The following is a 14,000-nucleotide window of genomic DNA, read 5'->3' as shown; positions in this document are numbered from 1 at the left end:
AAGAATAAAAAAATCCCAAAGCATTACTTTGGGATTTAATTTTGATTGATGATTGTGTAATTTACTTACAGGCTTAATTTTTTTGCGATAGTTGCCGGAACTGCTTTTTTATGAAGCATAATAGCAGTGGCTTTATACTTTGCAAATTCTTTAGTCATATACAAATATCCTTTGTAATCGTTTGATGCACCCCAAGAGTTTTTAACGATGTAGTATTCTTTTCCGTTTTGATCTTTCGAAATTCCAACAATGTGCATACCGTGATCGTCAGTTGTAGTGTAGTTGTCAAAAGCTTTCTGACGCATTTCTTCAGTTACCATCATTTCTTTTTTCGGACCGTTAAATATGTCTGCTTTTTCTTCAGCAGTCATATCTTCAATTTTCTTTTCTGGAACGAAAGCAACACCATTTTTCCAGCTGAAACTTTTTTCACTTACATCACCTGCCCAAGCAACAGAGTAACCATTTTTTATTGCATTGTCAATAATATCGGTCAACTCGTTCATGTGTACATTATATACTTGATCGTATGACCAGTTATCTGGTACCATTAATGTAAATTTTGAGTAGTATGGGTATTCTTGTAAAGAAGAAATTTCAACGTAATCATCGGCGTTAATTCCAACTACATCTTTAGCAAATGTTTCTGGAGTATAGTTTTTTCCGTTGTATTGGAATGTTTTTGGAGCCTGACCTAAATACGAGTCGATTACTGCTGTATACGCTTTTTCCCAGTTTGGAGTTAGTTCGCCATTAGGGTTGCTAACCACGGCTTTTAAAAGACCTTCAATTAAGGCTGCCATTTCAGCAAATTTATTTTTTTCAGTTCCGTAATTTAAACCGGTATATACCGATTGAGGTACTGCACCATATTTTTTGTACATGTTGATTACATCGTGAAAAGCACCTCCATCACCTAAAGCTACTGCTCCATGCATTTTTACATAGTTTCTTCCTTTTTCGATGTAGGCATTACGCGCTGAGAAAATTTGAGATAATTCTACCGGTTTTTTACCCATACGAATCATTTCCGATTCTAGAAAGGAATTGGCAGAATAACTCCAACAAGTTCCAGAAGAACCTTGATTTTTAACAGGAGTATTTTCGATGTTGATTACATCTGTAAATTTAAAAGACTCTTTACTTTTTTCACTCGCATTGATTTTCAACGAGTTTACTAAATTATCTTGAGCAAATCCAGAAGCCGCACTTACAATCAATGACGATGCTACAAGAAAAGGTTTAATAGGTAATGATAACATAAATTTTACTTTTTTGGTTTCACTATTGGTTTGTAAAAATAACAATTGTTACAGTTGATATTGGATTTTAACAACAATTTATGCTTTTGATGTAGGTTTATTTTTAGATTATCGGAGTTATTTTAGAAGAGATACTGATTTTATAAATATAATTGACCTGTGTTTTTATAAATTCATATATTTTCATTAATTTTATAACAGCCTATATATCAAATATTTACACTTGAAAAAGTGTGAGTTAAAGTATCTAAGTTCCCCAAAAAACAAAATTTTTCTCACTCGAAATTTATTGAGTGGTTAGAATTTTACGTTGCATTCATTGTTTTAAAAAAGTTAATTTAAAAGACACAGTTTAAGTTAGTTATGATGGAAAATACAATTAAAACGTTTATAAAAGGTGCATTGGTTTTTGGGTTTTTAATATTCTTTTCTTGTAGTAAGGATAATTTTGCCGAAGATAATGCAAATAATGAGCCACCTGTTGCCAATGCAGGAGTGGATCAAACAGTAATTTTACCCATAAATGAAGTGAATTTAAGTGGTGATGCTTCTTCGGATTTCAATAATAATATTCGAAGTTATTTGTGGACAAAAATATCGGGTCCTTCATCTTTCAGTATTTTGAATGAAAATGCAGCTCAAACAAAAGTCACCAATCTTGTAGAAGGGAGTTATCAATTTGAGTTAAAAGTGACAGATGCTTTGGGGTTGTTTTCAAGCGACATAGTAGAGATAATTGTGAAACGTTCTGGAGTAGAGAATCCAGCGCAAGAATGTGGAGATTGTAGGATTGTTTTCGTTAGTACAAGAGATGGTAATCCTGAGATTTACTCCTGTCTTGATGGGGTCAATATTAATAGATTGACTAATGATAAAGCAATAGATGATCAGCCAGTTTGGTCTCCCAATGGGGAGCACATCGCGTTTATAAGTGATCGTTCTGGTAATTCTGAGCTCTACATTATGAATGCAGACGGTTCAAATGTGGTTCGTAAAACATTTTTTTCAAGTGCTTGTAAAGATCCGGAATGGTCTCCAGATGGTTTAAAAATTATATTTTCTGCCGTTAAAAATGGCAGTTTAAGTCTTTGGTCTATTGATACATTAAATGGGCTACTTACGCAAGTTTTTAACTTACCGGGAGCAGATTTTCAACCAGCTTGGTCGTCTAACGGAATGAAGATCGCATTTGTAAGTGATTGGGCTGCGTATGATTTTGTGCAGGATATTTATATAATTAACTCAGATGGTAGTGGTTTTACGATGTTAACAAATGGGAATATATTTGATAATATTGATTATTTAAGTCCGAGTTGGTCACCTGACAATATGAAACTTTCTGTTTCAGTTCTGCATACAATAGCGATGGATCAATACAGTGCAGAAATAGGTATAATAAACTCAGATGGTAGTGCTATGAATATAATTAGATCTGATGCTGCTCCATGGTCTAAGACCTCTTGGTCTAGAAATAGTAATAAGATAGTTTATACCTCGTTGTCTGGGACAAGAAAGGACATTTCTTGGGTTTCAGAAGATGGTTCAGCAGGAGGAATTATTGTTACCAATGGTTATAATGCAGATTGGTTAGACTAATATTGCTATTCATGGTTGTAAAGGAAAAACAAGAATACTATTGGAGCTATTATTAGGCTTTATATTGTGTTAATAAAAAAATGATTCCCGAATAAGCGGGAATCATTTTTTTATTATAAAGTTTCTTTTAACCATTTAAAGAACTCATGTTGCCAAACTAAAGCATTTTGAGGTTTTAACACCCAATGGTTTTCTTCTGGGAAAAGCATAAAACGACTTTTAATTCCTTTTAGTTGCGCTGCTTGAAAAGCTTCTTGTCCTTGTCCTATTGGTACACGGTAATCTTTTCCGCCTTGAATAATTAAGATTGGAGTATTCCAATTGTTTACCATATTTATAGGGTTAAACTGAGAGTATGCTTTTTGAGCATCGGCATTGTTCTTTTCCCAATACGCACCACCATGGTCGAAATTGTTGAAGAAAACTTCTTCAGTAGTTCCGTACATACTTTGAAGATTGAACACGCCACAATGTGAAATAAAGGTTTTGAAGCGATTTTTGTGAATACCCGCCAAATAAAATACAGAGTATCCGCCATAACTAGCACCCACGGCTCCTAAACGACTTTTGTCTACATACGATTCTTTAGCTACATCATCAATGGCAGAAAGATAGTCGTCCATTACTTGTCCACCCCAATCTTTACTAATATCTTCATTCCATTTTACACCATGCCCAGGCATGCCGCGACGGTTAGGGGCAACTATAATATATCCTTGTGCGGCCATTGTTTGGAAATTCCAACGGAAAGAATAGTATTGCGTTAATGCCGATTGCGGCCCACCTTGGCAATACAGTAAAGTTGGGTATTTTTTTGTTTTGTCGAAATTTGGAGGAAGAATTACCCATACCAGCATCTTTTTACCATCTGTAGTGGTTACATAGCGTCTTTCGGTTTTGCTTAAAGCTAATTTGCCATACACTTCAGTGTTTACTTGTGTGATTTGTTTCCAAGCTTTCTTTTTCAAATCGTAAGAATAAATTTCGCTAGCATGATTCATGTCATTACGGGCAACAAGTACTTTTGATTCTGAAAAACCAATAATCTGAGTGACATCAAAATCACCATTGGTAAGCTGAGTTACTTTTACCGCTATTTTAGTTAATCCTGGAAAGTTCACTTCAAAAAGTTGTTTCGTACCATCTACAGCGGCAATAAAATATACTTTTTTACCGTCGGTACTCCATTTGTAACTTTCAACCGTTCCATCCCAAGCAGCAGTTAGATTGATATCCATTCCTTTGAAACGGACAATGATATCGTTTTTATCAGCTTCATAGCCATCACGTTTCATTTGCAACCAAGTAAGATTTCCTGACGGAGAAAAGTCTGGTGCAGTATCGTATCCTAAGTTGTTTTCGGTTAGGTTTTTGGTTGTTTTGGTTTCTAGGTTGTACTCGTATAAATCGGTGTTTGTGCTAATCGCATATTCCGTTCCCGCTTTCTTTTTACATACATAAATAATGTTTTTCCCGTCTGGAGACCAAATATAATCTTCGTCACCACCAAAAGGTTTTTGTGGAGAATCAAAACTTTCTCCTTTCATAATGTCTATAGAAGTTGATTTGCCAGCTTCTTTAATTTCCGAATAAACAACATGATTGTGAGTTCCATCATTCCATGTGTCCCAATGACGGTAGTCTAAACCGTTGTATATTTGAACATCCGCTTTTTTTAAATCAGTATAAAAATCTTTACCTAAAACTTTATCTACTTTTACTTCTTTATGCGATACGATATAAGTACCATTGCTAGATACATTTTTATCTTTTACTAAATCTTTAGTATCGCTTACTTCGGTTGCATTACCACCATTGATTGGAATGGTGTAGAATTTAGAACTCGATTTGTTCTCTTCTACAGAAGGAGTTGAAACTTTGTATACGATGTTTTTTCCATCTTTAGAAATTCCGATTGGAGTTACTCGACCTAATTTCCATAGAAGCTCGGGAGTCATTATCTCTTGAGCAGTAGCAGATAGTCCCATTATACCAAGTGTTAAAATAAGAAGTTTTTTCATTGTAAAATAGTTTGTTTTTCAAGCATCGTAAAAGTAATCAATTTATTAATAAGGAGAATTGCTCGTGTATATTAAAAAAAGAAGGCCTTCTTTTAGAAGGCCTTCAATTCAATAATTAACGCTTATTTTTTGATGAAACGTTTTGTGATAACATTTTCGTTATCGTTTATTTCTAAAATATAATTTTCGCTTTTTAAGCTTGAAACTTCAATAGTTCCGTTGTTGAATTTACCAACCATTACCGTTTGCCCTAAAAGATTGTATATTCTATAGGTAGCATTTTCTGAAACCTCAGTAACATGTAAGAAATCAGTCGTAGGGTTAGGATAAACTTTAACAGCTGCTAATGAATTTACTGCAATATTATCTTCTCTTCCTGAAGCAGTAATGTTGATAGTATAATCTTCTACTTGTCCGTAAGAGAATGATTCACATGATGTTGGAACACCATTGTATTTCATAGAAACTCTCATACGAGTTGTTCCTAATGTGGCTGTAGCTGGTATAGTAATAGAGCCAGAAACCGGAGTCGTTTTTGATGCCGCTTGGCTCCATACTAACTCACCTGAATCTGCAAAATCACCATCTTGATTGTAATCAATCCATACAGCATATCCTTCAGAATATACAGTCCCTGTCCAAGTTGGAGTTATCGTTATTGTATAAGAAGCACCTCTTCCTGCATTAGTAGACAATGAAGTGAAGTCTTCATAACCAGCAGTACCTGTAGATGTATTGTTTATACTTCCGAAAGCAACTTTTCCAATACGCTCATCTGCAGTATTGTTTCCTTGCGATGTACAGTATGATGCTACTACATTAGCCAAAGTAGTTACATTCACCGTGTTGCTTGATGCAGAAATGTTTCCAGCTGCATCTTTAGCTTTAACCGAAAATGAATAAGCCGTAGAAGCTGTTAAGCCTGTTACATTGTATGAAGTAGTGGTAACAGTTCCTAATAAAGTTGTTCCTTGATAAACATTATAACCTGTTACACCTACATTATCTGTAGAAGCTGTCCAAGATAAATTAGTCGTTGTTTGTGTAGTTCCAGAAGCGGTTAAACTTGTTGGAGCAGTTGGAGCAGTTGTATCTGCAGTTCCAGCAACTAAATTAACGGTATAGTCTTCAACTTGACCGTAAGAGAATGTTTCACATTGTGATGGAATACCATTGTATTTCATTGAAACACGCATTCTTGTTGCTCCAGTTGTAGCTGTAGTTGGAATTGTAAATGATCCGCTTACAGGTGTTGAAGTAGAAGCAGCATTGCTCCAAACTAATTCACCACTGTCGTCAAAATCTTGGTCGTTGTTGTAATCAATCCAAACCGCGTATCCTTCTGAATACACAGAACCTGTCCAGGTTGGAGTGACAGTAATTGTATAAGCAGAACCTTTAGTTAGGTTGGTTGAGATTGAAGTAAAATCAGTATAACCAGATCCACCAGTTGAAGCATTGTTAATAGTTCCAAGTTGTACACGTCCGATTAATTCATCGGCAGTATTGTTTCCTTGAGACGCACAATAAGAGCTTACCACATTGTCAAGAGTTGTTACATTCACTGTGTTGCTTGATGCAGAAATGTTTCCAGCCGCATCTTTAGCTTTAACGGAGAAAGTATAAGCTGTAGAAGCCGTTAAGCCTGTTACGTTGTACGAAGTAGTGGTAACGGTACCCAATAAAGTAGTTCCACGGTATACATCATAACCTGTTACACCAACATTGTCTGTAGACGCTGTCCAAGATAAGTTTGTTGTAGTTTGTGTAGTTCCTGAAGCTGTTAAGCTAGTTGGAGCCGAAGGCGCAGTAGTGTCAGATGCTGATAGTGTAGTTACATTCACCGTGTTGCTTGATGCAGAAATGTTTCCAGCCGCATCTTTGGCTTTAACTGAGAAAGTGTATGCTGTAGCAGCTGTTAATCCAGTTACGTTGTATGACGTTGTGGTAACAGTACCTAATAAAGTAGTTCCACGGTATACATTATATCCTGTTACACCAACATTATCTGTAGAAGCTGTCCAAGATAAGTTTGTTGTAGTTTGTGTAGTTCCTGAAGCTGTTAAGTTGGTTGGAGCCGAAGGCGCTGTAGTGTCAGACGCACCACCTGTAATGGTAAAGTTTGTATTCGATACATCAAAGAAAATGTGGTTCGATCCTTTAACCATGATTCTACAGGTTGTACTTGGAGTGTTAGGAACCGTAATAGCTTGAGTTCCGTCGTTTGGTGTTCCTGCCAATACAGTAGACCATGTGTTTCCACCATCAGTAGAGATTAAAATATCTACATTAGCACAGTTTACACCATTTGCTGTTGTTCCAGCAACATTCCAAGTAACCGTTTGTGATGAACCTCCTGTCCAAGAAACAGCTGTATTCGGTGCGCTAACGGTAAACGGGCCAGCTGTTGCGTTAACAGTAACAATCATATCATCACTGTTATTTGCTGAACCACCTGCTCTATTATCACGTACTGTAAAACGGAAGTTTAATGTTCTTGCTACTGATGATAATGCCTCAACTGTAATTTCAGATCCTGATGTAGTAGTTGCTCCTGCAAGAGTTCTTGCCATAGCAGGGAAATATCGAGTAGGAGAAGTACTTGGTGTGTAAGATCTAAAGTTAGGTCCTGATGTTTTAGTTGCACTAGCTGCAGAACTTGCTCCAGTTTGTGTTGACGATGCATTGTCCATTTGTTCCCAAACGTAAGTTAAAGCATCACCATTAGCATCTGTACCCGAACCTGTAAGCATGAAAGCTGTACTTTTAGGAATTGTATAATCTAAACCTGCATTTGCTGTTGGTACAGCATTGCCTGTATTTGTAGTAGTTTGACAAGTTTTTGATTTGATGTTATTAGTAACTTGTTGAATGCTGTATGCATGGAAGAAAGCATCTGAATGTGCTTGAATATCCTGACTGGTAATTCCAGCATATCCCATGATGGTTGAACCACTTCCTGGCTCAACATTAGCTCCAGTTCCTTCATTATTCATTGAAAAGGTGTGATTAGCTCCAAATTGATGGCCCATCTCGTGAGCAACATAGTCAATATCGAAATTGTCACCTTGTGGAATTCCATCAGCAGGCGAAGTATATCCACTTCCTTTTTGACCATTCACACAAACACATCCAATACAACCAGCATTACCGCCGCCGCCGTCTTTACCAAACAAGTGTCCAATATCGTAATTAGCATCTCCAATTACAGAAGTTAAAGTTGATTGTAATTGCGAATTCCAGTTTGACATACTTGATGAAGCAGAGTATGGATCTGAAGAAGCAGAAGTGTATATTACAGCATCATTGTTTGCAATTAAGTTCATTCGAACTCCGAAATCTTTTTCGAAAACACCATTAACACGTGTCATCGTATTGTTGATAGCCGCTAACGCTAATGCTTTAGTTCCTCCAAAATATGCAGTATACTCACCAGTACATGACATTGCTAAACGAAATGTTCTTAGTTTACTGTCGTCTGCATTTGGTCTTGCGTTAAGACTTAAGTTGTTTTGAGTTGTTACATCATTAATAACAGTACATTCGAAGTGTGATAAAGAACGCATTTTGTCTGCTTTTCTAAAAACAGAATAGGTTCTTAAATCTTGCGAATACGGCTCAATAAAAACAGCCGATTGATCCGCATTGATTTGCATAGTTTGTAAACCTAGCGGAGAAACACTAAAATAAATCATTGAAGTAGGATTGTCTACTCCTTCACCAACATACGATTTGATTTCTGGGAAACGTCTTGCTAATTCAGGATCCATATTAGAAACTTCTAAAATGCGAAAACGTTCTAATTGTCCGTTTGCATTTGGAAAAGAGACAACTACGTTTGATTTTCCGGTTTTTTCACCTCGTAATGGTGCGGTTGTTAAAGTTTGCTTTAGTGAAACAATGTCCAAATCAAATAAATTTTTAGTGGGCAATGTAGCACCTCTTTCCGTAGTTGAAACAGTAGATCTTGTAGATGATGTCCAAAACGGTTTACCGCTTTGAGCAAATCCAATCCCTGAAAATACGAAAAACGCAACTGAGAGCAGTTTTAATTTCATGATTTTAAATTGTTAAAATTTGATAGTTATTTAGGTTGACGGGCAAATATATTTAACATATTTCAAATAAAACACACTTTTTTTAACAAATTATTGTAAGACTATTTCTTTTTAAATGAATAAAATGTAAGAAAAAGGTGTTTTTAATGTGTTTTTATTGTTAAATAAATTTCATTGATTGAATAATTCGTAAAAAAATGTTTTCCAGCCAATCTAAAATTATCAAAAACGTAATTCTTTAAAAGTCAAAAAATTATGTTTTAAACGTCATTTTTATTTTTTTAACGAGAAGCGTTTAAAAAAATATGCCTATTTTCACGAACTAAATTAATTTGCAGTGAAAAACAATAATAATAAACTTTTTATAGCCATTATTGTCGCACTTATTTTAGGTGTGGTTTTAGGAGGATTCATACATTACCAATTCCCAGATTCAAAAGTTGTTTTTTCTAAAAATATCAAACTATTCGGAACCATATTTATTCGTTTGGTTCAGATGATTATTGCGCCCTTGGTATTTTCTACCTTAGTGGTCGGAATTGCCAAAATGGGTGATATGAAAATGGTTGGTCGTGTTGGAGGTAAGGCTATGGCTTGGTTTATTACAGCGTCCTTGGTTTCTTTGCTACTAGGAATGACTTTGGTTAATGTTCTTGCTCCTGGAAAAGGAACGTCTATAAAAATGGAAGACACTTCTTCCGCATCAGAATTGCTAGAAAAAACATCGTCTTTTTCTTTGGAAGAATTTGTAAAGCACGTATTTCCTAAAAGTATTTTTGAAGCTTTTGCCACAAATGAAATTCTTCAAATTGTAATATTCTCTATTCTTTTCGGTATTGCATTGTCTGCTTTCAGTAAAAAAGAAGCGAAACCCATTCTTAAATTATTAGATTCTATTTCACATGTAGTTTTAAAAATGGTAACCTATATTATGTGGGCAGCTCCTTTAGGTGTTTTTGGTGCAGTTGCTTCGGCTGTAGCGAATTATGGGTTTGAGATTTTTAGTTTGTATGCCAACTATCTTTTTGCATTTGCTATTGGAATTGTGGTGCTTTGGATATTGCTATTAGCGGTAGGATATATGATTTTGGGCAAGCGTTTATGGACATTGTTGAAACGAATTAAGAGTCCGTTGCTTATTGCATTTTCTACAACAAGTAGTGAAGCTGTTTTTCCAAAAATGGTGGAGGAAATGGAACGTTTTGGATGTCAGCCACGAATTGTTTCGTTTACATTACCTTTAGGATATTCATTCAATTTAGATGGCAGTATGATGTATATGACTTTCGCAAGTATATTCATTGCACAAGTCTACGGTATCGATATGCCTCTAGATAAACAATTAACCATGCTCTTAGTTTTAATGCTAACGAGTAAAGGAGTAGCTGGAGTGCCTAGAGCGTCACTGATAGTTGTGGTGGCTACATGTGCGATGTTTGGTATACCACCTGAAGGTATCGCTTTAATTTTACCTATTGACCATTTTTGCGATATGGCTAGAAGTATGACCAATGTTTTGGGGAATGCTTTGGCAACCAGTGCGGTAGATAAATGGGAATCTAAAACAGTTAGTTAAACTTATAAAATATAATCCCGATGAAGGAAGATTTTCACTGGACACAATTACTCAATCCAGAATTTTATATTAACCTTGAAATTGCAGGACATCATATTGGTATCTATGTAGTACTGTTTATTGTGTTTGCAGAAACAGGTTTGTTTGCCGGTTTCTTTCTTCCAGGCGATAGTTTGTTGTTTCTTAGCGGAATCTACAGCGAAGTATTAATGCGCGAATTGTTTGTTATTGATAATGAATTCACTAATGTAGCAGTATTGTCGTCTCTTGTTGGAGTTGCAGGTATAATAGGAAACATTTTCGGGTATTGGTTTGGAGCCAAAAGCGGCCACTTTCTATATTCTAAAGAAGATAATTTCTGGTTTAAGAAAAAATACCTTATTCAATCACGTTTGTTTTTTGAAAAACACGGAGGACGTGCTATTGTTTTTGCTCGTTTTTTACCAATCATCAGAACTTTCGCCCCAATTGTTGCAGGGATAGTGCAAATGGAAAAAAAGAAATTTATGTTTTATAACATTTTGAGTTCTTTTTTATGGGCTTTTGTACTGATTTTTTCAGGACATTATCTTTACACGTATTTACTAGAAAATCATCAAATCGATTTAAAAAAATATATCGAGTTGATTGTAGTTGGAATAATCATTATTTCCACTTTTCCAGTGGTACTTAACACACTTAAAAATAAATTCAAAACAAGAAAATAAAGAGAATGAATGTGAGTTATTGGGAGCTGAAAAATTGGTTTTCCAACGTAGATTATACCGTTGTTGGAAGTGGTATAGTTGGACTTCATACTGCTTTGCGTTTGCGTGAACGTTTTCCGCAAAGTAAGATTCTTGTGCTTGAAAAAGGTGCTTTGCCTGAAGGAGCTAGTACCAAAAATGCAGGTTTTGCTTGTTTTGGGAGTCTTTCTGAAATCATAGAAGATTTAAAAAATCATACCGAAGAGGAAGTAATTCAATTGATTCAAAAGCGTTGGAACGGATTGCAGCTACTTCGTAAGCGATTGGGTGATGCCGTAATCGATTTTAAACCGTATGGCGGATATGAATTGTTTCTAAAAGATGACGAAAGCAGTTATACAGAATGTTTGCAAAAAATGCCATTCATTAATGATATTTTAAAACCGCTTTTCCGAAGTGATGTTTTTGGGAAAGAACTCGATCGTTTTAATTTTAAGGGTATTCACGAGTATCTTATTTTTAATCCCTTTGAAGGTCAAATTGATACCGGCAACATGATGCAGGCTTTATTAAAGCAAGCCGTTTCAGAAAACATTCTCATTTTAAACAATCAAACAGTAACCGATTTTCAAGAGATAGGTAGCGGAGTATCTATTCAAACCAATGCTTTTAGCTTTGTTTCCAAAAAAATATTATTTGCTACTAATGGTTTTGCAGGCGCTATTACAAATGGAGCTGTTAGACCGGCTCGCGCTCAAGTTTTAATTACAGAACCAATTGAGAATTTAGATATTAAAGGAACATTTCATATCGACGGAGGGTATTACTATTTTAGAAATATTGAAAACAGAATTTTGTTTGGTGGCGGAAGAAATCTTGATTTTGATGGAGAAACCACTGCCGAATTCGGGTTAACCGAAACAATTCAGAACCGTCTTGAAACCTTATTGAAAGAAGTTATTTTACCGAATACCGAATTTAAAATTGCACACCGATGGAGTGGAATTATGGGGTTGGGTTCGCATAAAAAACCTATTGTTGAACAAATGTCACAAAATGTGTATTGTGGTGTACGATTGGGCGGTATGGGTGTAGCCATTGGAAGCTTAGTCGGACAAGAATTAGCAGATTTAGTATAATGGCAACTAGAAAAGCAACCAAAAAACAACCTAAAAAAACAACACCTAAATCTCAAAACAGAAGTTTTGGATCAAGACTATTACGCTTTTTATTCAAGTTTTGTTTATGGTGTTTTGGTCTTTCCATATTCTTTGTGGTATTGTTTAAATTTGTGCCAGTACCTTTTACGCCGTTAATGGTAATTCGCGCCATAGAAAACACACATGATGACAAAGAAGTATTTTTAAATCATGACTGGGTTCCGCTTGAAGATATTTCAGTGAATTTGCAAAAGGCAGTTATTGCCAGTGAAGATGGTAATTTTTTAAAGCATAATGGTTTCGATTTTAAAGCTTTGGCGAATGCCTATGAAAGTAATCAAAAAGGAAAAAAATTAAAGGGAGGAAGCACAATTTCGCAACAAACAGCTAAAAATGTCTTTCTTTGGCAAGGAAGAAGTTATCTTCGAAAAGGACTAGAGGCTTATTTTACAGTACTTATCGAACTTATTTGGGGTAAAGAGCGTATCATGGAAGTATATCTCAATAGTATTGAAATGGGTAATGGCGTATACGGAGCACAAGCAGCATCAGAATACTGGTATCATAAAGATGCTAAAGATTTAACGAAGTATGAAGCCGCTGGAATTGCCGCAATTCTGCCCAATCCAAGAAAATTTAAAGCTACCAATTCTTCTGCCTATACTAATAAGCGTAAAGATAAAATTGTTCGTGTTATGCGATTTGTTGGAAAAATATCTTACGATGAAAAATCCGAATAACATGAAAACAGTACTAATTACAGGGGCTTCTAGTGGAATAGGGCAACAAACAGCAAAGTATTTTTCTGAAAATGGTTGGCATGTTATTGCTACAATGACTTGCTTTGAACACGGTAAAGATACTGTGGCATTGCCTAATGTAAGCAGTTATATTTTAGACGTAACTTCTACTGAAAATATTGAAAGTGCTAAAACAGCAATTCTTAAAAACCATAATTCCATAGATGTTATTATTAACAATGCGGGTATTGGTTACCGAAGTTTTGTTGAACTTTCTGAAGACGACAAAATTCAAAATATCGTTAATGTCAATTGGTTAGGAGTAGTAAAAGTATGTCGTGCATTTATTCCGGTTTTACGCCAACAAGGATATGGGCAAATCATCAACATCTCATCAGTAGCCGGATTGGTTAATCTACCGCTTGGAAGTTTTTATCATTCCACTAAAACTGCTGTAGAAAGTTTTTCAGAATGTATGGCGTATGAGTTACTCGAATTTAATATTAGTGTAGCCACGGTACAATTCGGAAATGCACCAACGGCTTTTCAAGCTCACGTGGTTAAATCGGAAACAGGAGGAATTCCTTCCTATGAGCGCATGATGCATAAAATCTCGGAATTGCTTAATAAAAAGTCTAAAAAGAATACCAATTTAACACCTCAAATTACACAGGCCCTATTTGAGATAGCCTGTAACCCGTCTAAAAGCTTCAGGAGATACGCTATTGGATTCGACGCTAAATTTATGAAGCAAATTAGGGCACGATTGGGTTATCGTATCTTTAATAGTGTTATTCGAAAATCGGTTTTGGGTAAATTCTAATAATCTAAAAGTTCTTTTTTGTTTTTTTAAAAAGTAACATTTCATACAAGACATCGTCTAATAGGTAAATTTTTAAAT

At 35.5% G+C, this 14,000-nt stretch carries 9 protein-coding genes; 6 read left to right on the top strand and 3 right to left on the bottom strand.

Features of this window, described 5'->3' with window-relative positions; all coding sequences use genetic code 11:
- Nucleotides 1–65 precede the first annotated feature (65 nt).
- Nucleotides 66–1,262 carry a C1 family peptidase gene (locus ACZ1JT_RS04860; RefSeq protein ID WP_465095035.1) on the bottom strand — a complete coding sequence of 399 codons (1,197 nt, stop codon included), beginning with the start codon at nucleotides 1,260–1,262 and terminating at the stop codon, nucleotides 66–68.
- Between the two features lie 366 nt (nucleotides 1,263–1,628).
- On the opposite strand from ACZ1JT_RS04860, the gene ACZ1JT_RS04855 reads away from it, so the two are divergent.
- Nucleotides 1,629–2,858, top strand: a complete 1,230-nt coding sequence (locus ACZ1JT_RS04855; protein WP_465095034.1) for a TolB family protein — start codon at nucleotides 1,629–1,631, stop codon at nucleotides 2,856–2,858.
- 113 nt (nucleotides 2,859–2,971) lie between these two features.
- Here ACZ1JT_RS04855 and ACZ1JT_RS04850 read toward each other — a convergent pair whose 3' ends face one another.
- A complete protein-coding gene (locus ACZ1JT_RS04850; protein WP_465095033.1) occupies nucleotides 2,972–4,879 on the bottom strand; it encodes a S9 family peptidase in 1,908 nt (635 codons plus the stop codon).
- Nucleotides 4,880–5,001: 122 nt separating this feature from the next.
- On the bottom strand, nucleotides 5,002–8,937 hold the full coding sequence (locus ACZ1JT_RS04845) for a reprolysin-like metallopeptidase (RefSeq protein ID WP_465095032.1): 3,936 nt from the start codon (nucleotides 8,935–8,937) through the stop codon (nucleotides 5,002–5,004).
- A 337-nt stretch (nucleotides 8,938–9,274) separates the two neighbouring features.
- Here ACZ1JT_RS04845 and ACZ1JT_RS04840 point away from each other — a divergent pair, with 337 nt between their 5' ends.
- The 5 genes from ACZ1JT_RS04840 to ACZ1JT_RS04820 are packed head-to-tail and all read left to right on the top strand — an operon-like array spanning nucleotide 9,275 to nucleotide 13,922.
- Nucleotides 9,275–10,513: a dicarboxylate/amino acid:cation symporter gene (locus tag ACZ1JT_RS04840; protein WP_465095031.1), complete on the top strand. Its 1,239-nt coding sequence runs from the start codon at nucleotides 9,275–9,277 to the stop codon at nucleotides 10,511–10,513.
- A 20-nt stretch (nucleotides 10,514–10,533) separates the two neighbouring features.
- Nucleotides 10,534–11,220 (top strand): DedA family protein, encoded by a 687-nt coding sequence (locus ACZ1JT_RS04835; protein ID WP_465095030.1) that lies wholly within the window; start codon nucleotides 10,534–10,536, stop codon nucleotides 11,218–11,220.
- 5 nt (nucleotides 11,221–11,225) lie between these two features.
- The gene (locus ACZ1JT_RS04830; RefSeq protein ID WP_465095029.1) at nucleotides 11,226–12,338 is read left to right on the top strand and encodes an NAD(P)/FAD-dependent oxidoreductase; all 1,113 of its coding nucleotides are present in this window, start codon (nucleotides 11,226–11,228) and stop codon (nucleotides 12,336–12,338) included.
- Nucleotides 12,338–13,099, top strand: coding sequence for a monofunctional biosynthetic peptidoglycan transglycosylase (mtgA, locus tag ACZ1JT_RS04825; protein WP_465095028.1), 762 nt, complete (start codon nucleotides 12,338–12,340; stop codon nucleotides 13,097–13,099). The genes ACZ1JT_RS04830 and mtgA overlap by 1 nt, the downstream gene beginning before the upstream one ends.
- 1 nt (nucleotide 13,100) lies before the next feature.
- Nucleotides 13,101–13,922 carry an SDR family NAD(P)-dependent oxidoreductase gene (locus ACZ1JT_RS04820; protein ID WP_465095027.1) on the top strand — a complete coding sequence of 274 codons (822 nt, stop codon included), beginning with the start codon at nucleotides 13,101–13,103 and terminating at the stop codon, nucleotides 13,920–13,922.
- Nucleotides 13,923–14,000: the final 78 nt, after the last annotated feature.

The organism is Flavobacterium sp. IC2-16 (assembly GCF_055521455.1).
Note: the sequence above shows the minus strand (reverse complement) of the source record. Positions and strands in the feature narration are given on the sequence as shown.